28 protein-coding genes and 1 pseudogene are annotated in these 24,345 nt (G+C 55.9%); 8 read left to right on the forward strand and 21 right to left on the reverse strand.

All coding sequences use genetic code 11. From position 1 onward, the window contains the following. Positions 1-46: 46 nt before the first annotated feature. The 5 genes from B3797_RS09910 to dgcQ all read left to right on the forward strand — a co-directional run bounded on the left by B3797_RS09910 (position 47) and on the right by dgcQ (position 3,528). Positions 47-319, forward strand: coding sequence for a hypothetical protein (locus B3797_RS09910; RefSeq protein WP_126689879.1), 273 nt, complete (start codon positions 47-49; stop codon positions 317-319). A gap of 10 nt (positions 320-329) precedes the next feature. Next, on the forward strand, positions 330-1,241 hold the full coding sequence (locus B3797_RS09915) for a DUF808 domain-containing protein (RefSeq protein WP_311790989.1): 912 nt from the start codon (positions 330-332) through the stop codon (positions 1,239-1,241). Between the two features lie 41 nt (positions 1,242-1,282). Further along, positions 1,283-1,414, forward strand: coding sequence for a hypothetical protein (locus B3797_RS09920; RefSeq protein WP_257025846.1), 132 nt, complete (start codon positions 1,283-1,285; stop codon positions 1,412-1,414). 175 nt (positions 1,415-1,589) lie between these two features. After that, on the forward strand, positions 1,590-1,769 hold the full coding sequence (locus B3797_RS09925; RefSeq protein ID WP_311782468.1) for a YodC family protein: 180 nt from the start codon (positions 1,590-1,592) through the stop codon (positions 1,767-1,769). A gap of 109 nt (positions 1,770-1,878) precedes the next feature. Next, positions 1,879-3,528 (forward strand): cellulose biosynthesis regulator diguanylate cyclase DgcQ, encoded by a 1,650-nt coding sequence (gene dgcQ, locus B3797_RS09930; RefSeq protein WP_311791022.1) that lies wholly within the window; start codon positions 1,879-1,881, stop codon positions 3,526-3,528. On the opposite strand, the gene B3797_RS09935 is transcribed toward dgcQ, so the two are convergent. From B3797_RS09935 to B3797_RS09945, 3 genes are all read right to left on the reverse strand, one after another. Further along, entirely contained in the window at positions 3,525-4,745 is a 1,221-nt protein-coding gene (locus B3797_RS09935) for a glycosyl transferase (RefSeq protein ID WP_311782467.1), read from the reverse strand. The two genes, dgcQ and B3797_RS09935, sit on opposite strands and share 4 nt — an antisense overlap. 33 nt (positions 4,746-4,778) lie before the next feature. Beyond that, entirely contained in the window at positions 4,779-5,567 is a 789-nt protein-coding gene (locus tag B3797_RS09940; RefSeq protein ID WP_311782466.1) for a mannosyl-3-phosphoglycerate phosphatase-related protein, read from the reverse strand. Between the two features lie 346 nt (positions 5,568-5,913). Beyond that, positions 5,914-6,147 (reverse strand): DUF2525 domain-containing protein, encoded by a 234-nt coding sequence (locus tag B3797_RS09945; protein ID WP_311782465.1) that lies wholly within the window; start codon positions 6,145-6,147, stop codon positions 5,914-5,916. A 358-nt stretch (positions 6,148-6,505) separates the two neighbouring features. On the opposite strand from B3797_RS09945, the gene B3797_RS09950 reads away from it, so the two are divergent. Together B3797_RS09950 and dsrB are read left to right on the forward strand one after the other, a co-directional pair. After that, positions 6,506-6,664 carry a YqaE/Pmp3 family membrane protein gene (locus B3797_RS09950; RefSeq protein WP_033749833.1) on the forward strand — a complete coding sequence of 53 codons (159 nt, stop codon included), beginning with the start codon at positions 6,506-6,508 and terminating at the stop codon, positions 6,662-6,664. 53 nt (positions 6,665-6,717) lie between these two features. After that, on the forward strand, positions 6,718-6,912 hold the full coding sequence (gene dsrB, locus B3797_RS09955; RefSeq protein WP_311782464.1) for a protein DsrB: 195 nt from the start codon (positions 6,718-6,720) through the stop codon (positions 6,910-6,912). 113 nt (positions 6,913-7,025) lie between these two features. On the opposite strand, the gene B3797_RS09960 is transcribed toward dsrB, so the two are convergent. The 15 genes from B3797_RS09960 to fliF form a co-directional block, all read right to left on the reverse strand. Further along, positions 7,026-8,738, reverse strand: coding sequence for a methyl-accepting chemotaxis protein (locus B3797_RS09960; RefSeq protein ID WP_311790990.1), 1,713 nt, complete (start codon positions 8,736-8,738; stop codon positions 7,026-7,028). A gap of 135 nt (positions 8,739-8,873) precedes the next feature. After that, positions 8,874-9,509 (reverse strand): transcriptional regulator RcsA, encoded by a 636-nt coding sequence (gene rcsA, locus B3797_RS09965; protein WP_033749830.1) that lies wholly within the window; start codon positions 9,507-9,509, stop codon positions 8,874-8,876. A 635-nt stretch (positions 9,510-10,144) separates the two neighbouring features. Next, complete coding sequence (gene fliR, locus B3797_RS09970; RefSeq protein WP_311790991.1) at positions 10,145-10,930, reverse strand: flagellar biosynthetic protein FliR; 786 nt, start codon at positions 10,928-10,930, stop codon at positions 10,145-10,147. Beyond that, positions 10,930-11,199 (reverse strand): flagellar biosynthesis protein FliQ, encoded by a 270-nt coding sequence (fliQ, locus tag B3797_RS09975; protein WP_311782461.1) that lies wholly within the window; start codon positions 11,197-11,199, stop codon positions 10,930-10,932. The genes fliR and fliQ overlap by 1 nt, the downstream gene beginning before the upstream one ends. Before the next feature lie 26 nt (positions 11,200-11,225). Next, positions 11,226-11,957 carry a flagellar type III secretion system pore protein FliP gene (gene fliP, locus B3797_RS09980; protein WP_311783010.1) on the reverse strand — a complete coding sequence of 244 codons (732 nt, stop codon included), beginning with the start codon at positions 11,955-11,957 and terminating at the stop codon, positions 11,226-11,228. Next, positions 11,957-12,355, reverse strand: a complete 399-nt coding sequence (gene fliO / locus B3797_RS09985) for a flagellar biosynthetic protein FliO (RefSeq protein ID WP_311783009.1) — start codon at positions 12,353-12,355, stop codon at positions 11,957-11,959. The genes fliP and fliO overlap by 1 nt, the downstream gene beginning before the upstream one ends. Before the next feature lie 5 nt (positions 12,356-12,360). Further along, entirely contained in the window at positions 12,361-12,765 is a 405-nt protein-coding gene (gene fliN, locus B3797_RS09990; protein WP_120453576.1) for a flagellar motor switch protein FliN, read from the reverse strand. Then, on the reverse strand, positions 12,758-13,765 hold the full coding sequence (gene fliM, locus B3797_RS09995; protein ID WP_033749825.1) for a flagellar motor switch protein FliM: 1,008 nt from the start codon (positions 13,763-13,765) through the stop codon (positions 12,758-12,760). Before fliM ends, fliN begins: the two co-directional genes overlap by 8 nt. 4 nt (positions 13,766-13,769) lie before the next feature. Continuing rightward, positions 13,770-14,255 (reverse strand): flagellar basal body-associated protein FliL, encoded by a 486-nt coding sequence (fliL, locus tag B3797_RS10000; protein WP_311782460.1) that lies wholly within the window; start codon positions 14,253-14,255, stop codon positions 13,770-13,772. Positions 14,256-14,384: 129 nt separating this feature from the next. Beyond that, on the reverse strand, positions 14,385-15,668 hold the full coding sequence (locus B3797_RS10005; protein WP_311790992.1) for a flagellar hook-length control protein FliK: 1,284 nt from the start codon (positions 15,666-15,668) through the stop codon (positions 14,385-14,387). After that, on the reverse strand, positions 15,665-16,108 hold the full coding sequence (gene fliJ, locus B3797_RS10010; RefSeq protein ID WP_120453581.1) for a flagellar export protein FliJ: 444 nt from the start codon (positions 16,106-16,108) through the stop codon (positions 15,665-15,667). Before fliJ ends, B3797_RS10005 begins: the two co-directional genes overlap by 4 nt. Before the next feature lie 26 nt (positions 16,109-16,134). Further along, complete coding sequence (fliI, locus tag B3797_RS10015) at positions 16,135-17,487, reverse strand: flagellar protein export ATPase FliI (protein WP_311782458.1); 1,353 nt, start codon at positions 17,485-17,487, stop codon at positions 16,135-16,137. Further along, the gene (gene fliH / locus B3797_RS10020; RefSeq protein ID WP_311782457.1) at positions 17,487-18,179 is read right to left on the reverse strand and encodes a flagellar assembly protein FliH; all 693 of its coding nucleotides are present in this window, start codon (positions 18,177-18,179) and stop codon (positions 17,487-17,489) included. Before fliH ends, fliI begins: the two co-directional genes overlap by 1 nt. Continuing rightward, on the reverse strand, positions 18,172-19,164 hold the full coding sequence (gene fliG, locus B3797_RS10025) for a flagellar motor switch protein FliG (protein ID WP_311782456.1): 993 nt from the start codon (positions 19,162-19,164) through the stop codon (positions 18,172-18,174). The genes fliH and fliG overlap by 8 nt, the downstream gene beginning before the upstream one ends. Next, positions 19,161-20,876, reverse strand: a complete 1,716-nt coding sequence (gene fliF, locus B3797_RS10030) for a flagellar basal-body MS-ring/collar protein FliF (RefSeq protein WP_311790993.1) — start codon at positions 20,874-20,876, stop codon at positions 19,161-19,163. Before fliF ends, fliG begins: the two co-directional genes overlap by 4 nt. 234 nt (positions 20,877-21,110) lie before the next feature. Between fliF and fliE the strand changes: the two genes are divergently transcribed. Beyond that, positions 21,111-21,422, forward strand: a complete 312-nt coding sequence (gene fliE, locus B3797_RS10035) for a flagellar hook-basal body complex protein FliE (protein WP_120453591.1) — start codon at positions 21,111-21,113, stop codon at positions 21,420-21,422. Between the two features lie 35 nt (positions 21,423-21,457). Here the strand turns inward: fliE and B3797_RS10040 are convergent. The 3 genes and pseudogenes from B3797_RS10040 to B3797_RS10050 form a co-directional block, all read right to left on the reverse strand. Next, positions 21,458-22,709 (reverse strand): annotated as a pseudogene (locus tag B3797_RS10040) (Arm DNA-binding domain-containing protein). Continuing rightward, complete coding sequence (locus B3797_RS19585) at positions 22,609-23,061, reverse strand: excisionase family protein (protein WP_414693061.1); 453 nt, start codon at positions 23,059-23,061, stop codon at positions 22,609-22,611. The pseudogene B3797_RS10040 and the gene B3797_RS19585 overlap by 101 nt, the downstream one beginning before the upstream one ends. Before the next feature lie 155 nt (positions 23,062-23,216). Next, positions 23,217-24,287, reverse strand: a complete 1,071-nt coding sequence (locus tag B3797_RS10050) for an acyltransferase (RefSeq protein ID WP_311790994.1) — start codon at positions 24,285-24,287, stop codon at positions 23,217-23,219. Between the last annotated feature and the right edge of the window lie 58 nt (positions 24,288-24,345).

The following is a 24,345-nucleotide window of genomic DNA, read 5'->3' on the forward strand; positions in this document are numbered from 1 at the left end:
CTTCGCCGGGTTAGATTTCGCCTTCCCCCGCGAGCAGGAGTTCTGGATGAGCAGTATTAAACTGACGGTAAAACGCCTCTATCAGCTGCGCGACGAGCGCATGGTTAATGCTCATGCGACGGCGCGCGTCTATGTCGGCGACACGCTGGTCGCGACGGAGGAGATTACCGGCATGACGGAAAGCCCGGTCAGCAAATACCTGCATGCAGGCGAGCTGTCAGGCGCGGTCCGCGTAGAGTGGGAGTGCGACGGCATCGCTGAGATAACCGCCGCGACGCTGGAGCGCTGTCCCTGTTGTCAACATAACGAACCGGAATAAGGAAGAAATTTTGGCTGGATCCAGCTTACTGACTTTATTAGATGATATTGCAACACTTCTGGATGATATCTCCGTCATGGGTAAAGTGGCGGCAAAAAAAACCGTTGGCGTGCTGGGCGACGATCTGTCGCTGAACGCGCAGCAGGTAACGGGCGTAAAGGCCAATCGCGAACTGCCGGTTGTGTGGGGTGTCGCGAAGGGCTCATTTCTTAATAAACTGATCCTGGTGCCACTGGCGCTGCTGATTTCCGCTTTCGCACCCTGGCTTATTACGCCGCTGCTGATGATTGGCGGTGCCTACCTCTGCTATGAAGGGGTCGAAAAGGTGCTGCACAGTTTGCAGCACGATAAGCAGGAGAAAAGCCCCGAGGCGCGCCAGCAGCGGCTGGATAAACTGGCGCAGCAGGACCCGCGCGAGTTTGAAAAGAATAAGGTCAAAGGCGCTGTGCGTACCGACTTTATTCTCTCTGCGGAGATTGTCGCCATTACGCTCGGCATCGTTTCTGACGCTCCGCTGCTGAACCAGGTATTGATCCTTGCTGGTATCGCCATTCTGGTGACTATCGGCGTGTACGGCATCGTCGCCGCTATCGTGAAAATCGACGATCTCGGCTACTGGCTGAATGAGAAGTCTTCGGCAATCGCACAGGGCGTCGGCCGTTTTCTGCTTGGATTCGCCCCCTGGCTGATGAAAATTCTCACGGTGGTCGGCACCCTGGCGATGTTTCTGGTCGGCGGCGGCATTATCGTGCATGGCCTCGCGCCGCTGCATCATCTGATTGAGGCAATTACCGGCGATATGAACGGGCTGGTGGCCAGCCTGCTCAGCAACGGCGCTAACCTGGTGCTCGGTTTTATCGTTGGGTCGATTGTGCTGTTGGCGGTGAATCTGATTGCTAAACTGCGCGGTAAATCGGTATAAAGCGCACTGCCATATGATGTGAAGTCTGAAGAGGAGACGCGATGAACGACGATATGTTTGAATTTGATATTGATGCCCAGCTGGAGCAGGCTGAAGCCAGGGCGGCGGAAAAGGTCAATGAAGTGCCGGACGATGCAGGCGACGAAGCGGATTGCGAAGGCTGCAAAATCTGATTTCAGCTCCTTCAGATGTTAAAAGCGGATAATAATTTTTATCCGCTTTTTTTATTTTCAACATTTCTTACTGCTTTACTCTGAATTTACGCTTTTTTGCCCGCCTTAACAGGCAGGCTATCCGGATGGCTGCTATAGATAGAAAGGTTCTGTTAACGGTCAAAAGGAGAAGGAAATGAGCTTTATGATTAGCGATGAAGTTCAGCATAAAGAGGGCGGCCCCGCCATGGTTGTGACTGGCTATGCCAGCGGAATGGTAGAGTGCCGCTGGTATGACGGCTACGCAGTGCGCCGCGAAGCCTTTCATCAGGATGAGCTTAGCCACTCTGTCCCTGAATCACAGCTCGCCAGCTAAGCCCCATTCAACGGGGATGCTTTGTTCATCCCCCGTGACTTCCCGCATTTTCTGATCCACCACGCCTGTTATAATCGCCCGATGTTAGTTATTCGGAGCATCGTTGCTGATGGTTGTTTTGCCGCTCTCCGTCCGAACGTTACGTCCCGAGCTGCGTGTTCACCTCTTGTTTTTAGCGGTCTTGCTGTTCTCCTTTTTTCTGACCCTGCGCGAGCTTTACACCCTGCATGCGAACTATGAAGACAGGCAGCGCGCCGCGCTGGCAGATATGCAGAACGGGCTGGAAAGCCAGTTTCAGGAGAGCATTGACGGGCTAATCTACTATCGCCGCATGTTCACTTACGCGCTGTCGCATCCGCTCGACGCCGATCACGGACGCCGCGCGCTGGCGGAGTTTAATCAGCTGCGCCGCCAGCCCGCCTGGCAGCTGCGGCTCAATATGCCGCGCAGCATGCCGATAAACGGCGTTGGTGACAGCGAGCTGGCGCAGGATAATCTGCTGCAACGCGATGCGGCGCGACTTAACGGCGAGCTGCTCGCGGCGCTGGAGTTCAGCTTTATTATGCAGTTCAGCGATGCGGAGGCCGATTTCCATTCGCGCTTCTGGTACACCTCGCGCGCCGGTTTTTTTATCAGTTCGCGTCCGCCGCAGAGCCTGTCCGCCATTTCCGCCAGCTATGCCACCGTCGTATCGCGTCCCTGGTTTCGCGCCATCTCGGCCCTGGCTTCTTCTCAGCAGCTGCGCTGGTCTGGCGTCTATCAGGGCGCGAACGATGAGGGTGCCATGCTTACGGTCAGCACACCTGTCTTCAGCAACGGCTACTGGTATGGCGTGCTGTCGATGGATTTTAGCCAGCAGCGTATCGCCAGGCTGCTGGGCAGCATGCGCCATAGTGCGTTGCAGGGGAGCGTGATGCTGCTGGATAAAGCGCAACAGCCCCTGGCGTCGCTTAACGCATCGGACGGTAAAGCGCTGAGCAGCAGTGCGCAACAGCGGCTCTACGCCCAAATGGCGCGTCAGCCGCAGGGCGCGCTGCGGCTGGAGAATCAGTTTATCAGCTGGCGCAGGCTGAAAAACGTGGACGGCTACCTGCTGAATCAGCAAACGCTGGCGCAGGGGCTGCGGCAGGATTTAGGGCATGCCATGCTGTTTATGCTTGCGATGTGGCTGCTGTTCGTACTCCTGCTGCTGGTGGCGCATCAGGTTATCGTTCGTCTGGTGCGGCGGCTGAGCCAGCTCTCTGCCCGGCTGGAGTGGCGCGCCAGCTACGATGGCCTGACGCGTCTGCTTAACCGCAGCGCCTTTTTTGAGCGCTTTGAGGAGGAGACGGCACGCTGCCAGCAGCTCAATGCGCCGCTCTCGGTGATTCAGCTCGATATCGATCACTTTAAATCCGTCAATGACACCTGGGGCCATCAGGCGGGCGACCAGGCGCTGATGCGCGTCGCCGCGATTATCGCTCAGGCGTTGCGTAAAGAGGATCTGGCCGGGCGCGTGGGCGGCGAGGAGTTCTGCGTGGTGCTGCCTGACACCGGGCTGGCAGATGCGCAAAAGGTGGCGGAGCGTATGCGACAGCGGCTGGCGGCCAAAACCATTCTGGTGAATGCCAGCCGCTGCTTTAGCGTGACGCTCTCCGCGGGTGTCGCCAGCAGCGAAGAGCAGGGGGATTACCAGGCGACGCGCTTACAGGCGGAAGCGGACCGCCGACTCTATCTGGCAAAAAGTCAGGGCCGCAACCGCGTGGTGGCTGAAGGTTAAACCTTACCGTCGTTGTCCTCTTCCACCGCCTGGTAGATACGCTGCAAAATATCGGGGAAGGCGGACTGAACGCGGCTCCAGCTGGGAATAAACGGCTTGTCGTTAGGGCGCTCGATAAAGGCCTGTCCCGCTTCCAGAATCGACTGGGTAAACATTTCCACCGCCGCCTCTTCGGTGTGCTGATCGAACTTCAGGCCGTTCATCGCCGCCTCATGGTTGTAGATCTCCATCATATCGAGCGCGTTGCGGTAGTAGGTCGCCTTCAGCACGCGAAAGGAGTCGCTGGTGAGCGGCACGCCCATCGTCGCCAGTTTGCGCAGCAGCGACTGCACAATATCGCTGCTCATACGCTTCAGGCCGCCGGTGCCATCATCTTCCGCCAGCGGCTGATGCTTGTGGTCATAGTTGTCGGCGATCTCCACCTGGCAGGTCTGGCGCGTGGTGTAGTTGCGGTAAATTTCCGACAGCACGCCAATCTCCAGCCCCCAGTCGCCGGGAATTTTAATGCCGTTAAGCACATGGGTGCGCATGGCGAATTCGCCCGACAGCGGATAGCGAAAGCTGGCCAGGTAGTCGAGATATTCGGAGTGGCCATAGACCTTTTGCAGCGAGCGCAGCAGCGGACCCACCAGCAAACGTCCAACGCGGCCATTAAGCTTGCCGTCGGCGACGCGCGCGTAAAAGCCTTTGCAGAACTCATACTGGAACGCCGGATTCGCCAGCGGGTAGAGCAGGCGCGCCAGCATGCCGCGTTCATAAGTGACGATATCGCAGTCGTGCAGCGCCACGCACTGGGTGCGATCCGAGGCGAGCGTAAAGCCGGTGCAGAACCAGACGTTGCGTCCTTTGCCCGGCTGGGAGGGAGACAGCCCCTCTTTATCCAGCTCGGCATCAATTGCCTTCAGGCGCGGGCCATCATTCCATAAAATGCGGTGGCGCTGCGGCAGGCGCGAGAAAAATTCGCGCGCGTAGAGAAACTGATCGCGGTCGGCGCGATCGAGGCCAATCACGATCTCGTCAAGATAGGGCACTTTAGCCAGCTCATCGACGATATGTCCCAGCGCCGGCCCTTCCAGCTCAGAAAAGAGCGACGGCAGAATCAGCCCCATTTTGCGTTTGCGCGCGAAGCGCACCATCTCTTTTTCCAGCGACTCTACGCTGCGGTCGGTCAGATTATGGAAATTGGTAATCACGCCATTCTGATAAAAATCACTCATCGCGCTATCCTTTTGATAAACAGTGGGTGCGGCTTAATCTGGCTGGCTCAGAAAATAATCAAGACCTTCTTTCCAGCCTTCGGGGCCGTAATGCGCCGTATGGTAGATCTGCTGCGCGTCTTGCCGGGTCAGCGAGACTGGCGTTTTGCTGTAGCCTTTGATCACGACGGCGTAATCAACCGCATCGAGCATGGGTGCATCGTTGGGGCCATCGCCAAGGCCGATAGTGGTGGGAACATGGTCATACTGGCCGAGCAGCCAGCGCAGCGCTTCGCCTTTGCCGCTGCCTGTCGGCATTACATGCCAGAAGCGGCCGCCCTGCGTCAGCTGGAGCTGATGCTGCGCCAGCGCGGCGCGAAACGCCTCCAGCTTCTCTTCATCGTCGCGCCAGACAATCACTTCCGACGCCTCTCGCTGGCGCGCCAGCGTGGCTTCTCCTTCGGCAAGGCCAGTCATCGCCGCAACCTCAGCATTGCTGAAATTACAGAAGCCCTGAAAACGAAAGCGCGACTGCAACGTGCTGAGCGTCTGACAGAGCGCATCGTAGCCGGGGCTTTCGGGGGGAACGCGCACGCGCCGTTGTGCTGACATCTGCACCAGCGCGCCATTTTCAGCAATAAAGGGGATGCCTGTCAGGCCTATCCGCTTTTGCAGCGGCACAATTTCAGCGGCGGTTTTACTGGAGCAGATCACCACCGGCACCTGATTACGCTGTAGCTCGGCCAGCCACTCTGCGGCAGCGTCCCAGCGGTAGGTATGATGATCGAGCAGGGAACCATCCAGATCGGTAATGACTAACAGCGGCTGTTGCAAACTGGGCATAGCAGGCTCCTTGCGACATTAACTGGCGGATTTTCAGTATTATAGTTGATGAACGATTGCGCCTTCTTTTCGCCCGTCGCGCGCTACTTCCAGGATAATTCTTAAATCGAAGCGGATAAGCGAGGCGGGATGCACAAAGAGTGCATGGTCGAGAGCCGCTAAATTCAGGCTGTTCCCGGTAACTTCCCCGTCTTTTTAGCGGAAAAGGTTACAGGCTTGTGCACAGAGAGTGCTTGTCTTAACGCAGGGCAGGCGTACCCTGCTGAGGTGTCAAGAATTTCCTGGTGTAACGAATTAATTGAATATTTACCTGGCGCTCCCTGCCGGGTATTTTTTTGCCGCGCGGTTAGCGGTTCAATTCATTACAGGTGCAGTCGCGAATATCCAGTTCGTACTCATCCGCCAGCTCAATACTGCTTCCCCAGGCTCTGCCGCCGGTGCTGAGGTGACGGCTGTTATCCGCCTCCGGAAAAGAGTGAGGCATTTCCTGCGCTTTGCCCGGCAGGCTTTCCAGCAGCGACTCCACGTCGGGTTTGTCGTCGTGCTGAAGATCGGTACCGCTTGCGTTTGTCTGTGCCATTATCGCTCTCCTTTTTAACAAAGGATTTACAGGCTTTCTCCGACCACGGATCGCGGCGGATCGACTAAGTATAGCTGGCGGGCAAGGTTGTCGAAGGAATCCTTGAAGGAGAGTAAGGCAGGCAAAAAAAAGCCCGCGCTGCGCGGGCAAAATCCTTGTTACTTTTAGGTTGACTGCCCCTTTGGGGTGGGGCAGTGAGGAAAGTGTAAAAGGTAGCCGTGTCAGAAGTCTTGTTGCGAAACGTAAAGAAAGCGAAAAGTTACGCGCTTACTTAAATTTACCTGGTTTTTCCTTTTTAATCAGCCACATCGTCTATAGTTAGCAGCAAAGTAAAAAACTGACGCGACAAGGAGAGACCATGGATTTGTTACGCATCATTATCGCTATTATTTTGCCGCCGCTGGGCGTATTTATGCAGGTCGGTTTTGGCGGCGCATTCTGGCTCAATATTTTACTGACGCTGTGCGGCTATATTCCCGGCATCATCCATGCGGTTTGGGTAATTGCGCGTCGCTGAGGCAGGCCTCTTCGTTTACACTGATGCCAGGAAAATCATCAGGAGCAACGTGCATGAAGGTCAATGACCGCGTAACCGTGAAAACCGACGGCGGCCCGCGCCGCGTCGGCACTATTCTTGCCATAGAACCCTTTAATGAAGGCGTCATGTATCTGGTGGCGCTGGAAGATTATCCGTTGGGCATCTGGTTTTTTAATGAGGGCGATCATCCGGAAGGGGTATTTGTGGAGCCTTACCAGGAGAATTAAAAGGCTATTTACGCACCATCCCTTCTGACAGCAGGAAATAATAAGGCGCCCGCAGGCGCCTTATTTAATGCTTAATCTGTCTTATTCAAAACGCATTTTACTGCCTGGCGGCGTCAGAATGTTTCCCAGTTGTCATTGCCTGGAGCCGCCAGCGCCGGACGCGGGGAGGCGAGCGGCGATTTCAGCGCGGGCGAGGCAGAAGCGGATGAAGTGGCCGGACGCGCGGGCGTATCCTGCAGGCGGAAGGCGGCGACCGCCTGGGTCAGCTTGCCTGCCTGATCCTCCAGCGACGCGGCCGCTGCCGAAGCTTCTTCCACCAGCGAGGCGTTCTGCTGCGTAACGTTATCCATCTCGGTCACCGCCTGGCTTACCTGCTGAATGCCACGGCTCTGCTCATCCGAGGCGGCGGCGATTTCCGACATAATATCGGTGACGCGGCGTACCGCCTCAACGATCTCGCCCATGGTTTCGCCCGCTTCGCCCACCTGATGCGAACCGTCTTTAATCAAATTGACCGACTCCGCAATCAGCGACTCAATCTCTTTAGCCGCCTGGGCGCTGCGCTGCGCCAGGCTGCGCACCTCGCTTGCCACTACCGCGAAGCCGCGACCCTGCTCACCGGCGCGCGCCGCTTCCACCGCGGCGTTCAGCGCCAGGATATTGGTCTGGAAGGCGATGCTGTTAATGACGTTGGTGATTTCGGCGATTTTCTTCGAGCTGCCGGAGATATTGGTCATGGTTTTAACCACGCCGTTAACCAGTTCGCCGCCGCTGCGCGCTTTGCCAGAGGCGTCTGCCGCCAGCTGGCTGGCGTGGTGGGCGTTCTCGGCGTTCTGCTTCACCGTCGCGGTCAGCTGCTCCATGCTGGCGGCGGTTTGCTCCAGCGCGGCAGCCTGCTGCTCGGTACGGGAGGAGAGATCGGTATTGCCGGCTGTGATCTCGCCGGATCCCTGATAGATGGCCACTGCGCCTTCGCGCACCGTACCGACGGTTTTCACCAGCGAATCCTGCATCAGCTGCAGATTATGCAGCAGCGTGCCAATTTCGCTGCGACCGTGTGGTTCCGGCGGCGCGGTAAGATCGCCCTGAGCGATGCGCTCTATGCGCGTGACCGACTGACGCAGCGGATTGATCACGACGCGACGCAGGAAGACAAAAGTCACCAGCGTCAGCAGCAAGGCGGCGACGAAAGCGACCGCCATGGCAATAAAGCCGATGCGCGACTGATGCTCAGCCTTAGCGTTAATGGCGTCAGCGCGCTGGGTGCGGAGTTTGATGGCCTGCAGCAGCACCTCGTTATAGGCATTGTCGAGTTTACGCGTGACGTCGGTCTCCTGCGCAATAATGCCTTCAAAGCTGCCCTGCTTGCCGGCGTTGATCATCGGCTTTACGCCCTTCTCAACATAGTCGTTGAAACGCGCCGTTAACGGCCCGTCGAGCGCGATATCTTCCGGGGTTTTGATTTTGCGGTTCTGATAGACCCTGAAGCCCTCCTGCGCCTGCTGAATACGCTTCTCGGTAGCGGCGATGCTGGCTTTGAACTCATCCATTTCGCCGATGCGGGCGGCGGCGCCAGCCTGAATAATCGTCAGTCGTGCGGTGCGCAGATGGTTTGAACTATTGGAGATCCCCATACGCACCTGGATCTCATCGGTGGCGTCCCGCAGCGACTGGTTGCTCTGAACCAGAAAGTAGCTGGCAAGGGCGATACAGAGGGCGAACAGCAGCAGAATGCCGCCAAAAATCATACTAAAGAGCGGCACCAGGCGCAGGTTGCGCCACAGGCCAACCTTGAACGGCGTAGAAGAAGCTAGTGAGGTGTTCATATCCTTGATCTCATGTCGGGGGTATGAGGCTAACATCGGCAGAGAAAGGAAAAGGGTGAGGGGAGGGAATGAGATCTGGCTCGCAAAAATGGCGAAAAAAAACCGGCCTGGTTAGCCGGTTCTTTCGCTGATTAACTATCTCACATTGACATAAATGCCTGAGGTCACATTATCGGTTAAGCGCACCACATGGTAGATAACCTGTTTATTATGGGTTTTGATCTTGCGCTTAATATTGCCTTTATGTGACGAAACGGTTTTGGCTTTAATTTGCATCTTGTCTGAAATTTGAATGGTGTCATGACCTGACATCCACATTTTCAGCATATTAGACTCAGTCTGACTTAATGTCAGCGGGTGCACATCCAGTCCTGAAGAAATACGGGTAGATGCGTTGAGTTTTTTCTGCAAATAAGTGCTGAGTAAAGAGTCCAGCGTCGTCGTTTTTATCGATTTTGACGTAATAATCAGGTTCTTACGAACGTAGAGGTATTCCTCAAAATGGATATTAGAAATCGCCATAAAGATAAAAAACAGTGTTTCAGGATGCTGCATAATAATGTTTCGGATGCGGTCGCTGGAATCCGATTCATGAATAAAACATTCTTCGTTAATAAACACTACGCCAGGTTTTAACTGCTCGCAGCGCTGCTGTAATTGCTCAATATCGGAGACGGAAAAGATGTTTTTCTTTTTGACTCCCTTACAGGACATGTAGTCCGATAATCCCAGGCGTGTGTAGTTGCATGAATCCATAATAATCGTTGGCATGTTTAGCGACCCTCACCAATTTGTTATCCGTTTAAATCAACGATGAATTACGCGTTGCGGTACGAGAGAGATTTCTAAGACACTTTTTTATTCTGCTCAGCAGTCTGGCGACAGGCCATACGCCTGCCAAAAGTATTCTTCCCTGACCCGTTTCTGCAAAGTTGTTTTTGTGCTGCCTTGACGTCACTTATCCCTCCAGTGATAGCGGGAATCGCTGGCGGTTTGCAATAAGCGTGCATAACACCCTGTTTTGAGAGCCCCGTCACTATCGCGCATAACACACTCAATTCTGATAGGACGATTCTTAAAAACATTTGCTTCGCGAAAGTGTGACGTTTTAGCGAGTGTTGACAATGCCGGAAAAAAAAGGTCCTGACAAGAAAAATCGTTAAAGGATTTTTTTTGTTCGAAAACAACCTGTTGCCGATTTTGTCAACGATTCCACTGAGTTAGCGATGCCGGGAATCTGTGAAATAAAATACTTGAAGCGGGGTTTAATAAGAATAATTTTCAGAGTCAGTTCTCATTTATCAGAATTTCCTTAGTTGATTTCTGAGAAAACTGGTTTGAAAAATGCACAGAATGTTTTAAGTGGCTTAAGTATCACTTCAGAAAGATAGTGAGATACTTAATCATCAGGGTTGAGACAGTTCCGAAAGAAACTGGGCGAGCAAATCAAAGACTTCGCTGAACAGATGCTCACAGAAGGGCGCAACCAGTGGCATCATCAACCCCATGGTCAAAATTCCCACTGTTAAGGTAATTGGAAAGCCAACCGCGAAAATCGACAGCTGAGGTGTAACACGGTTTAACAAACCCAGTACCAGGTTTATCAGAAGCAGCAGGACGATTAAGGGTAGCGCTAACATCATGCCATTAAGGAAAATTAACCCGCCCGCTTTGACCAGTGCATTAAAAGCATTGGCGTTTAGCGGCTGCCCGCCAATCGGCAACGTATGAAAACTGTCCGCCAGTAACGAGATCAGCCACAGATGTCCGTTAAAGGTCAGGAAGAGCAACATCGCCAGCATATCGAGAAAACGCGCCAGCACCGGCATATTCAGTCGGCTGCCTGGATCGAAAAAGGTGGCGAAAGAGAGCCCCATCTGTAAACCAATCACCTCGCCGGACAGGCGCACCGCAGCAAATGCCAGCTGCATTGTGAACCCCAGGCCGACGCCGATCAGCATCTGCTGAAGCAGCAGCCAGAAGCCAGCAGGTGAAAACAGCGTGACCTCGACCGAAGGCAGCGTCGGTACCATTATCCAGGTAATCAGCGCCGCCAGCCCGATCTTCACCCGGTTGCTGATGGCGCGCTCGCTCAGCAGCGGCGCCGTGGCGAACAGCGCCAGCATGCGCGCCAGCGGCCAGAAAAACTGACTGACCCAGTGAACCAGCTGGCTGCTGTCGAGCGTGACCATCAGCCGATCATATAAGGCAGGTTGGTAAACAGGGTGCGGATATAGTCCAGCACCAGATTCAGCATCCAGGGCCCGGCAATGACCGCCGTCGCCGCAACGGCCAGTACCTTCGGTATAAATGAAAGCGTCTGTTCGTTAACCTGAGTTGCGGCCTGCAGCAGGCTGATAATCAGGCCGCTGACCAGCGCCGCCAGCAGCAGGGGCGCGGCAAGCATCAGCGCCAGGCGCATCGCTTCCTGGCCCATTACCATTACGGATTCTGGCGTCATTTATATCTCCGGGGGAATCGGAATAATCAGGAATAGAAGCTTTGTGCCAGGGAGCCGACTAATAACTGCCAGCCATCCACCAGTACAAAAAGCATCAGTTTGAAAGGCAGCGAGATGGTTGCCGGCGGCACCATCATCATCCCCAGCGCCATCAGCACGCTGGCGACCACCAGATCGATAATCAGAAACGGAATAAAAACGGTAAAGCCAATCTGGAAAGCGGTTTTCAGCTCGCTGGTAACGTAAGCAGGCAGCAAAATGCGCATCGGCACCGCCTCTGGCCCCTCAATTGGCGCGGTATTCGCCAGGCGGGCAAACAGCGCCAGATCCGCTTCGCGCGTCTGACGCAGCATAAAGTCGCGCAGCGGCTGCGCGCCTTTCTCCAGCGCCACATCCATGCTGATCTTGTCCTGGCTAAAGGGCAAGTAGGCTTCGTCGTAAATCTTGTCGAAGGTCGGCGCCATAATAAAGAAGGTCAGAAAGAGCGCCAGGCCAAGCAACACCTGATTCGGCGGCGCGGAGGGCGTGCCGAGCGCGTTGCGCAGCAGGCCGAACACGATGATGATGCGGGTAAAGCTGGTCATCATCAGCAGTACGGCGGGAATAAAGGTCAGCGAGGTAATAAAAACCAGCGTCTGTACCGGCAGCGACCAGCTTTGCCCGCCGTTGGGCAACGCATGGCTGACCAGGCCCGGCAGCTGGGCGTGAGCGGCCGGCGCCAGCAACAACAGTGGCAGAAGAGGAAGCAGTCGACGCATCATTGGGGTTTTCCGGGACGTTTAACCAAATTCTGTAACAGCTGACGAAAATCTTGCGGCGCGGCGGAAGCGGGCGCGCGTTCATCTGGTGCCACCGGCGGCAGCGTATGCAGATGAGTAATTTGCGCCGCCGTGACGCCCAGCACCAGGCGCGCCTCGGCGGTATCCACAATCACCACGCGCTCGCGCTGGCCGACCTGTACGCTGGCGCTCACCTTCAGGGCCTGGTTGCTTACCGTTTTTGGCGCAAAGCCGAGACGGCGCGCCAGCCAGGCGCAGGCGAGGATCAGCAGTACAATCACGGCCAGCACGCTGCTGACCTGGGTCACGACGGAACCGGCTGAGATTGCCGGAGCCGCGGGCGCCGCGGGCTGCAGCGCGTGGGACTGGGTATTCATCATACTTAGCGGCTCAGACGACGCATACGTTCAGACGGCGTAATGATATCGGTGATACGCACGCCATATTTATCGTTCACCACCACGACCTCGCCCTGAGCGATCAGGTAGCCGTTGATCAGGATATCCAGCGGCTCGCCAGCCAGACCATCCAGCGCCACCACGGAACCCTGCGTCAGACGCAGCAGCTCTTTGATGGTCATTTTGGTGCGGCCCAGCTCAACGGTGAGCTTAACCGGGATATCCATAATCAGGTCGATATCCTGCAGCGAACCGGCAGCGGCGCTGCTCTCGAACGTTTTAAACACGTCGTCGCTCTGCGGCGCGCTGGTGGCGGCCTGCTCGTTCATCGCCTCAGCCCACAGATCGTCCGCAGAAATGTCGTCGGACGGTTTATTGCTGTCACTCATTGGGCTGTTCCTCATTCAGCGAATTCAAAATCGGGTTAATCAAATGCTCGACACGCAGGGCATACTGGCCGTTCATGGTGCCGTACTGACTGGTCAATACCGGTACGCCATCGACGTGCGCGATAATGCGCTCCGGTTTCTCGATTGGCAGCACATCGCCGGGCTTCAGCTGCAAAATACGCGACAGACGCAGCGAGGTTTCGGCAAAGTGCGCAATCAGCTCCAGTTCCGAATGCTGGACCTGTTTCACCAGGTTTTCGCGCCAGTGGTTATCCTCGGTACGGGAGTTTTCCAGCGGCGGGTTGACCAGCAGTTCGCGCAGCGGCTCAATCATCGAGAACGGAATACAGATGTTAAACTCGCCCACCAGGTTACCAATCTCGACCTGGAACGGCGTGTTGACCACGATATCGTTCGGCGAGGTGGTGATATTGGTGAACTTAACCTGCATCTCGGAGCGAACATATTCCACATCCAGCGGATAGATCGCCTTCCACGCGTCGCTGTAGCCTTCCAGCGCCAGTTTCAGCATGCGGCGGATAACGCGCTGTTCGGTGTGGGTAAACTCACGGCCTTCCACCTTAGTGGGGAAGCGACCGTCGCCGCCGAACAGGTTATCTACCGCGATAAACACCAGACTGGGCGAGAACACCACCAGCGCGGTTCCGCGCAGCGGTTTCAGGTGGATCAGATTCAGGTTGGTTGGCACCGGCAAATTGCGGGCGAACTCGTGGTACGGCTGAATCTTGATCGCACCGACGCTGATATCCGGGCTGCGGCGCAGCAGGTTAAACAGCGCCATACGGAAATGTCGGGCGAAACGCTCGTTAATAATCTCCAGCGCCTGAAGGCGCTCGCGCACCACGCGACGCTGGGTATTAGGGTCGTAAGGACGAATGTCGCCTTCCGGCCCGCTTTGACTCTTTTCATCTACCGCGCTGTCACTGTCGCCATTAAGCAGCGCGTCAATCTCAGCCTGGGAGAGAATGCTATCGCCCATTGATTTACCTCAATATGAAGGCGGTAAACAGCACGTCAGTTACCACCTGCGCAGGCTGTCCTTTCACCAGCGGAGGTGACAGCACCTGCTTAATCTGTTCAATCAGCGCCTGCTTACCTTGCTCCGACGCCAGTGTGGCGGCGCTCTGACGAGAGAGCAGCAGCAGCAGACGGCTGCGCACTTCCGGCAGATAATCATTCATCCGACGACGGGTATCCTCATCCGGCAGACGCAGGGTAAAGCCTACGTACAGCACGCGGTCAGGATCGTTGTCAGGATTGACCAGGTTGACCGTAAAGGTATCAAGCGCAAAAAAGACGGGAGCGGGCGGTGGTTCAACTTTCGCAGCTTCCGGTTTATCGCTATCGTGTTTATTCATCATTCGCCAGGCTGCATAACCTGCCACGCTACAAGCGGCCAGCGTTACAATCAGTAACACCGGAATTAAGAGTGAACGTTTGCGGCCTTTTGCTTTCGCGTTATCAGACATTTTTGCAGTAACTTCCTGTGAATTATTGGCAAACCTCTCGGTTTGCCTGGACAGATTATCCCGCGTCTTAAGTCAAACAATGGGAAGAAAAGACGCGGGTTTTACGCTTACCTTCAGCGTTTGTCGCTGTCAGGCAAAAGTATCGACAGCGCCGGTGCCGAGGATGCGCGCCTGTAAGGCGGCGGGAACGGCGATCGGCGTTATCTCGCTATCGTCATCCTGGGAGAGAGAGAAGGTGCCGTGTTGTCCGTCGCGGCGTGCCTCCTGTTGTTGTTGCTGGAAGCCCTGGCTCTGCGCGAAGCTGTCACTGCTTACCTGACTCTGTCCCAGGTTAATGCCGTTTTCCGCCAGCGCGGTACGCAGCTGCGGAAGGGCGGCTTCCAGCGCGGCCCTGACGTGGCTGTGGCTGGAGGCCATATTGATCTGCGCCTGGTCGTTATCCAGCTTTAAACTAATCTGGATCGCGCCAAGGTCTGCCGGATGCAGTCGCAGCTCGGCGTTTTGCTGGCCGTTGCGGCTGAACATCACGATTTGCTGGCTCAGCGCCTGCTGCCATTCGTCGCTGCCCAGCTGAGCGTTAAGCATCGGCGTCGATGGCGTATCGGTCGTGGCCGACGCGGTCTGCGTTATCAGCGGCGCGGTACTGCTGCTGAGCGGCGCGCTGGTCAGCGCGGTGCTGTCCGTTTGCGTCAGCGAGGCGCCTTTCTCATCCTGCTTGCTGAAGCTGCTCAATACCTGCTGAAAGCTGCTGTCCAGCGTGAGCGGTGCGGTGCTGGTCGCCGCGGTGCTCGCTGTCGCGCCTGACGTCGCCGTCAGGGCTGCCTGGCTGGCTTTCGCCTCGGCGTGTGCAGGTGTCGAAGCCTGCTGCGGCTGGCTTTGCGTCAGCGAACTGCTTAATGCCTGGCTCAGCGTAGAGAGCACCTTGTCAGAGACCACGCTGCGGCGCGTTTCGCTGCCGGACGCCGCCGTCGCAGCCGTCGCAGTTGCCGCGACAGATGCGCTGCTCTGCGCAACAGGCGACACCGGCAGCATGGCGAACAGCGCCTGCATGGTTTGCGCATCGCTGCTGGTTAAGGTTTCTGCGCTCGCCTTATCCTTATCATCGGCGGATTTGGTGGCGGCTTTAATATTTTCCGGCGTCAACAGCGCGTCCAGACTGCCGGGTTTGTCAAAAGCGGTCAGCAGCGCGTTGAGCTGCTCCTTCGGCGCGGAAGCGTCCTGGCTTTCCTCTGCGCTTTCAGCAGATTGCGTCGCATTTCCCTGCTGTTTCGCCAGCGACAGCAGGCGATTGCCCAGTTCAGTCAGAAAGTCCTGCGGCAGCGATTTGGCGCTGTGCAAAATGTCTGCAGAATCTGAACTGTTCAGGTCACCTTTTGCGCTGGCGGTGGTGACAATGTTTGGCAGCGTAATCATTCGCCTTTCCTCAATGCGGCCCGTTGGGCGTATTCATCCATCCGTTTCTGATCGAGACGGTTTTCTACTCGTAGTGCGTTGTCCGCCGCGCGGCTGATTAACGTCTGATAGGCGTTAAGGCGCTGCTGCTTTTCACGCCAGCTGGTTAGCGCCTGCTCCAGCCGCTGATTCCAGTGATTGAGCTGGGCGCGGTGCTGCTCAATCGCTTTTTCCAGCGTCTGAATAAACTGGTGATAGTTGGTCCAGCGGTTTGTGGCGATGCCGCCCGACATATCGTTGTTCAGTTTGTTGCGGTACTCATCCTGGTAGTCGAGCAGCATGTTCAGCTGCTCGTCCGCCTGGCGCACGCCGCGGCGCATATCACCGAGGTGGATCACGGCTTTCTCCAGATCCTGCTCGGCTAAATCACGCAGCGTGTCGATAGCACTGGCGCTTTTCATCGCTCACTCCTCGCGTTACGCCGCCGTTAACCGAACAGCGCATGCAGATGCAGGCAGGCGTCGTCGTAGTGGCTGCGTTCAAAAATGCCCTGTTGCAAAAAGGCTTCCATCTGCGGATAGAGGCGGATCGCCTTATCCAGCATCGGATCGCTGCCTGCAGCGTAGGCGCCAACGCTGACCAGGTCGCGGTTGCGCTGGAAGCTGGAAAGCAGCTGTTTAAACTGGCGCACCCGCGCATAGTGATCCTCATCGATCAGCGCGGTCATGGCGCGGCTGATGGAGGCCTCAATATCAATCGCCGGATAGTGACCCGCTTCGGCCAGCCGACGCGACAGCACGATATGGCCGTCAAGAATGGCGCGCGCCGAGTCGGCGATAGGATCCTGCTGATCGTCGCCTTCCGTCAGTACGGTATAGAAGGCGGTAATTGAGCCGCCGCCGTGGGTGCCGTTGCCGGCGCGCTCGACCAGCGCAGGCAGTTTGGCGAACACCGAAGGCGGATAGCCTTTGGTGGCGGGCGGCTCGCCGATGGCCAGCGCAATTTCACGCTGCGCCATGGCGTAGCGCGTCAGGGAGTCCATGATCAGCAGCACATGCTGGCCGCGATCGCGGAAATCTTCTGCAATACGCGTGGCATAGGCGGCCCCCTGCATACGCAGCAGCGGCGAAACGTCGGCGGGCGCGGCGATAACTACCGAACGCGCCCGGCCTTCTGCGCCGAGAATATTTTCAATAAAGTCTTTTACTTCGCGGCCGCGCTCGCCAATCAGTCCTACCACGATGACATCGGCCTGGGTGTAGCGCGCCATCATGCCGAGCAGCACGCTTTTGCCGACGCCGGAACCGGCGAACAGGCCCATACGCTGACCGCGCCCGACGGTGAGCAGGGCGTTGATGGCGCGTACGCCGGTATCCAGCACGTCGGTAATCGGCGTGCGCTGTAACGGGTTGAAGGGCGGGGTGATCAGCGGCGCGCGGTAACCGGTATCGGGCGACGGCAGACCGTCGAGCGGCTTGCCGCTGCCGTCGAGCACGCGACCCAGCAGCTGCGGGCCGAGCAGCAGTTGTTTGCCGCTGTGTCCGCTGTCGCGCGCATAGACGCGCGCGCCGGGCAGAATGCCGTCAACCTCTTCCAGCGGCATCAGAAAAAGTTTCTGGCCGTTAAAGCCCACCACTTCGCTTTCGACTTCGGTCAGGGTTTTACCGTCGTTGCGCTCGATAACGCAGGTCGCGCCGAGCGGCAGCTGCAGACCGGTCGCCTCCAGCACCAGACCGGTAGCGCGCGTCAGGCGGCCATAGCGGCGCACCGGCTGCACCTGCGCGATGCGGGTTTCAAAGGCGTCAAGCGCGCCCAGCCAGCGTGACAGTCGTGAGGTCATTAAAACTCTCCTGGCGCGGCGAGGCGACACAGCTCCTGCCAGCGCGTTGCCACGCTGGCGTCGAGATCGCCATCTTCGGCGCTCAGCTTGCAGCCGCCGGGATGCAGCGTACCGTCGGCCAGCAGACGCCAGCCGTGTAGATCCAGCGTCGGGCCAAGCGTCTGCTCAACACGTTGCAGATCGTCGGGATGAACGCGCAGCTGCGGTTTGCCGCTGAACATCGGCTCCTGCTGCAGCAGTTGCTGGATTTGACGCAGCAGGGCGCTGCCGTCCACCGTGGTCGCCTGACCGATCACCTGACGCGCGGCTTCAAGCGCCAGCTGCATCAGGCGCGAAGCGATCACGCTGTCGAGCGCCTCCAGCGAATGCTGGAACTCGGTAACCAGCTGCTGCATACGCGCCTGAAGCGGCGCCTGCTGCTGCTGCGCGTCGGCCAGCCCCTGCTGAAAACCAGCATCGTAGCCCGCTTTCTGGCCTTCGGCGAAGCCCTGCTGATAACCTTCGTTATAACCCTGCGCCTGCGATTCTTTGCGCGCCTGCTGCTGCATGCGCTCGAACTGCTGCTGCTGTTCGTCGACTTCCGACTCAAACATCTCCGGCTCCGGCAGGATCTCCGGTTCCGGTTCGTTGCTGCGGCCTAAATCATCAGGCTGCCAGAGCTGCCATGGGCGAGCGGAGAAGGCATCAGACATAGGTTTCCTCGCCGCCGCCAATTACCATCTCGCCCGATTCCGCCAGACGACGGACGATAAGCAGGATGGCTTTCTGTTCGTTTTCCACCGCCGACATACGTACCGGTCCGCGGTTGGCAAGGTCGTCGCGCAGGATATCTGCGGCGCGCGCCGACATATTCTTGAGGAACTTCTCGCGCAGCGGCTGCTCCGATCCTTTCAATGCGACCAGCAGCTGCTCGGACTCCACTTCCTGCAGCAGACGCTGGATGCTGCGGTCGTCCACTTCCACCAGGTTCTCGAACAGGAACATCTCGTCGATAATTTTCTGCGCCAGTTCGCCGTCGAAGTCGCGGACTGCTTCGATAACCGCTTCTTCCTGCTGCGTTTTCATCAGGTTGATGATTTCCGCTGCGGTTCTCACGCCGCCCATCTTGGCGCGCTTGAGGTTGGTGCCGTCCAGCAGGTTGTTGAGCACTTCGGTCAGCTCCGCCAGCGCCGCTGGCTGTACGCCGCCAAAGGTGGCGATACGCAGCATAACGTCGTGACGCAGACGTTCGTCGAACAGCGCCAGAATATCCGCCGCCTGGCCACGCTTGAGGTGTACCAGGATGGTGGCGATGATCTGCGGATGCTCGTCGCGGATAAGATCGGCGGCGGCCTGCGGCTCCATAAAGTTGAGCGTTTCCATGCCGCTGGTGGTCTCGCGGGATTCGAGAATATCCTCCAGCAGGCTGGCAGCGCGCTCTTCGCCCAGCGCTTTGGTCAGCACCGAACGCAGGTACTCGTTGGAGTTGAGGCTGAGCGCCGCAAACTGTTCGGCGTCGGTCTCGAACTCACGCAGGATTTCAGTGAGCTGCTTGTGCGACACCTGGCGCATATTCGCCATCGCGCCGCTCAGATGCTGCACTTCACGCTGGTTAAGGTGCTTGAACACCTCGGCGGCGCGCTCTTCGCCGATGGTCATCATCAGGATGGCGCTTTTTTCAGTTCCGGTCAGACTCATAGTTCTTTACTCATCCATTCGCGGATAACCAGCGCGACGACGCGCGGATCGTTCTCGGACATATCGCGGATGCGCTGGCTCATCACCTCGGCGCTCATGCGGTTGTTAGACTTACGCTCAATATCCTGCTCATCTTTACTGAGCTGTACGCTGTAGGCTTCTTCCTGTTGCTCGTTGGCGGCGCGCTGAGCGGCAGCCTCCACGGCAGCTTTTTCTGCTTCGCGTTTACGCATCAGCTGCGGACGCACCATTTTGCGGTAGAGGATGAAGGCGACCAGAGCGATAAGCAGCCATTTGCCGATGTTCATCATCTGATCGAAGAAGCTCTGCTGCTGCCAGAAAGGCAGGTCGCCGCTGCTTGGATCGGTTGCGGTGAACTCGGAGTTAACCACGTTGACGCTGTCGCCGCGCGGCTGCGAGTAGCCCATCGCTTCGCGGGTCAGATCTTCTACCTGCTTCAGCTGCTGTTCGTTAAGGGCGATCGCCTTGCCTTTGTCGTCGGTGCGATAGTTCACCACTACCGCGACCGAGAGGCGCTGCACGTCGCCGACGTTCATTTTGGTATGGCGGATAGTGCGGTCCAGCTCGTAGTTCACCGTATCGTCACGGCGCGAGTTGGTCGGCACGCTGCTGTTTGCCGTACTGGTGCTGCTGCCGTTACTGGCGTTGTTCTGCTGGCCGTTTTGGCCGTTTTGACCATTCTGCCCGTTAGGCGCGTTAACCGGCGCGGTGTTGGCTGGCGCTGGCTGGTTAGAGAGGGCGCCCGGCACGCCGCCCGGATAAGGGCTGCCACTCTGGTCGCTGGTGCTGGTCTGGCGCGAACGGATCGCGGCGCTGCTCGGATTACCGTTGGGCTGATACTTCTCGTCGGTCTGCTCGCTCTTGTCGAAGTTAAGCTGCGCCGTTACCTGCGCGTGTACGTTGCCCTGGCCCAGAATCGGGTTCAGGATCGCTTCAATGCGCTGCTGGTAGCGTGCTTCCACTTCGGCGGTGTATTTAAGCTGTGCGTCGTTGAGATCGCGGCCTTCGCTGTCGGAACGCGTCAGCAGACGTCCGGTCTGATCGACCACGGTGACGTTGCCCGGCGGCAGGCCCGCCACGCTGCTGGAGACCATATGCACGATGGCCTGGATTTGGCCTTCATCCAGCGCGCGGCCCGGCTGCAGGTTCAGGGTTACCGAGGCGGAAGGGGATTTCTGCTCGCGCACGAACAGCGTCGGCTTCGGCATCGCCAGATGCACACGCGCGGTTTTCACCGGCCCTAGCGTTTCGATGGTGCGTGCCAGCTCGCCTTCCAGCGCGCGCTGGTAGTTCACCTGCTCGCTGAACTGGCTGATGCCGAACTTCTCCTGATCGAGCAGTTCAAAGCCCACAGAGCCGCCTTTCGGCAGACCCTGCTGCGCCAGACGCAGGCGCAGCTCGTGCACCTTTTCTGCCGGCACCATCAGCGCGCCACCATTGTCGGCGAAGCGATAGGGGATGTTCATCTGCGTAAGCTGAGTAACAATCGCGCCGCCATCTTCATCAGAGAGATTGTTGTACAGCACACGGTAGTCGGGCGCTTTCGCCCACAGCACCAGCGCCATCACGATGGCGATCGCGGCGGCGGCGGCAACGATTAAGGGGATACGCGGATTAGCGCGCAGGCGAGCGATAAGGTCACTGAAGCCTTTTTTTGCTGAATCCTGTGTAGCGGCTGCACTCGCATTCATGACCGATTCCTGCCTGACATAATTGACCGGGTTTGTTGTGGTGACAAAACAGACTCCCTGACACTGCGTAAAAGAAACTCCACTTCAATGCATGGCATTATTTTCTTTATCGCAAAATTCGATGGGCGAAAAAGCCGGGTTTTTTGCGGTTATTTAGCGCCTTTGTCTCATTGACAATGTGCTAACTTTTTGAGCGTAGAAAAATCTAACCCTTTCGCTTAATGAGGTAACTGCATGTCCATTCAGGCAATTGACGGCGTTTTACAGCAGCTTCAGCTGACTTCGCTGCAGGCCAGTAACAAAAGCAGCGATGCGACGCAGCCGGTCGACTTCGCCGCCACGATGAAAGCGGCGCTGGATAAGATCAGCGACACCCAGAACACCGCTCGCGCTCATGCGCAGGATTTTGAAATGGGTAAACCCGGTATCGCGCTAAACGATGTGATGGTGGATATGCAGAAGTCCTCTATCTCAATGCAGATGGGCATTCAGGTCAGGAACAAGCTGGTGGCGGCTTATACTGATATTATGAATATGCAGGTGTAGGTTAGCTAACTAACTAATAAATATAAAATTAAAGGTTAGATCGCTTTGGTGTGGGGCATGGATGGGACAAACTCGTTCAGTTTTTCGTTGAGCAGGCTCCTCTGTGCTTCGTCATTTTCCTTCATCCAGGATCCGTATACCTGATACACCCTCTGCGCATTTGCGCATTTGCGCATTTGCATGCCCCATCTGACTGGCGATGAAGTTGGGGTTTGCTCCGGCAGAAAGTGACCAGCATGCATATGTGTGCCTGGACTGGTATGGTTTGCGATAAGTGATACCGGCGCGTCTGATTGCAGAACGCCATGTCTGTGGAATAGAGGCTACGGTGTAGTAATCGTCACTGGCTTTGTTCACGGCGGTGACTTTGGGATTAAAAACGAACGTTAATTCCTCCTTGCTGTTTTTCCCGTATTCCCGGGAAAACATGGTAATGGCAGCAGGAGGTCTCATTCGCGTCAGTTCTAACTGGTCTTTCAGCACCCTGACCGCTGAATCGACCAGAAATACTGTCCGCTCACCGGACGCCGTTTTAGGCGGGGTGAAATCGTCCTGGCTAGTAAGATTACGCCTGACCGTAATCGTCCCTTTAACCAGGTCGACGTCTTCCCATGCCAGAGCGCAGAGCTCTCCGTGTCGCATGCCGCTGTAAACAGCCAGCGACCAGAAGTTCTTTAGCTGGCGAGACTGGCATGCATCAATCAGCCGGGTGAATTCATCACGGGTTAGCGGGTCGGGCTGCGGCTTGTCCTTTTTAAGAGGTGTAAGGGTAGAGACTACATTGCGATCGGCGTATCCGTTTTCGTGCGCAAATTTGAACAGTGAATGAAGGTCTGACATGCACGTATTTACGTACACAACTGACCGGCCTTTTCCATGCATATTCTTGCCGCGACCGTAAACGTAGCTCCCTTTAAGCAGCTCCATGCGCATGCGCTGAATGTCTTCGGTGCGGATGGCGCGGATCATCCGCTCTGCACCAATAATGCCGATGGTAGTTGTTAGCCTCGTCTTATAAGAAGCCAGGGTGTTACGGCTGATTTCTGACTCCTTTATAAGAAGCCAGCGCTCAGCCATTTCTTTGACGCTTAACTCTTCCTTTATTGCGCAGAAGCGCGACAGGTTGGCTGACTCCGGGAAGGTCTTCTGGTAGCTGAATGAGCCCGTCTTGATTTCGTAGACTATGTTAGCTCGCAGTTCGCCGGCTGACTTCCTGTTTTTGGCAGTATCGGGTATGCCGAGCGACTCTCTCACTCGCACCCCCTGATACTGGAAGCTGATGCGCAGGAACCCTCCGTGGTTCTCTACTCCTTTTGGATATGCTGCCATTGTTTATCCTCTGTGTGAAAAGGGCGATCAGGTTATGCTTTTTTCGCTCTCTGGCATCAGGCTGCTTCTTCAGTTGTGACTCGATCCATTTGTCGATAGCTTCGCGGTTATACATGCACTGGCTGTTAAGCCCGGGAACTCCTTCAGGCGAGAACAGCAGATATTCCCTTCCTTGCATCCATGCCTTTTCGCGAACTCGCTTGATAGTGTCGGGTCGCATGCCAGTTACAGCCATCAGTACCGCCTCAGTTACCCATTTATTGGGTGCCAGCTGAATTACGTTTTCCATATCTACTCCTTTGCCGGCCATAGCCAGTCCAGCATAATGCAAATAAAAAGGGCCAGATTCCTAAGAATCTGGCCCATATCGGCTTCTTTATTTAAATCTCATTCAAAATGAAATCTGAATTCTTTCCTGACACTGTTGTGTTTTTTATGAACAGAATGATAATTAAGATTTATCAGTTAGCTAACCTCAGTGTGAATTTTTCTGCCTTTTATCCTACGTGCTAATTTATATCCGATAGGTTCAATGTAAAGGTAACTTAACCACCCAAAAAAAATTACCATAAGTAGGGCGCATAGAAAGAACATTAAGCCTTCATCCGTGAAGTATTTGGATAGCCTGTCTTTTATTACTATGTGAATCAGGTAAACTGAAAATGAAATATCACCCATAAATACTAGCCAGCGTGGCGTAATGCGTCCTAACCAATTGTCATTAAACGCAATTGCCGCCAACAGAAGAGCCAGAATAGTACCTGATTCAGTCATGCCATGCCCGACATGTTGGTTGCTAATTATATGTTGAACGAAAAGAATCATTGCTGCAATCAGGAAAAAAATGCGCATAGCAATCGGCAGACGCACCATATACGGATAAACCAAGCCTATCAATATGCCCGCAGCAAACTGCCAAATAATTGGATTGGTCACTAGATTTAGGTAACTGTAGCCCATGTTATATCCGCTTACTAATAATGTTGGCTGCTGGCCTATAGCCATTGGCACTACTATCAGCGTTGCGAGTAGCATTGCTGTCAGTGCTACCCACCGAGCACGCACCAGTAGGCATATAGTCATCATTAGATAAAATAAAAACTCATAGTTAAGTGTCCAACGCACGCCCATAAATCCGCTGTCATTCACATAAAATGGTGCTTGATGTGGCATATAAACCGAGAGCGTAAAAGCGCTAATAAGCGCTTGCGTCCTGTCTGCGTAATGAAAGGTTGCCATTGCTCCACTTAACAGGAAGTTGATCAACAACAGGATAAAATAGGTAGGGAGCAGGCGCAGAACGCGCCGCTTCAAAAACTCTCCGGCTGCAAGCACACCGTACCCCATCCGCGACACAGACAATGTGATAACGAATCCACTAAGAATAAAAAACAAGTCCACGCCGATAAAGCCATTGCTTAGTAACTTGTGAAATGCTGGGTACTGCGATTCAATCTGGTATCGGTAATGGAAAGTCACAACTGCTATGCACGCCAGCCCACGCAATGCCTGAATCGACCTAATTTGGTTAGTCATTATTGTGTGTGTGAATTGTCTGATAAACGTAAAGGTTGAGCTATTCTAGAGATGGCAT

The sequence above is a fragment of the Pantoea sp. UBA5923 genome (assembly GCF_002431095.1).
Taxonomy (GTDB): Bacteria; Pseudomonadota; Gammaproteobacteria; order Enterobacterales; family Enterobacteriaceae; genus Pantoea; species Pantoea piersonii.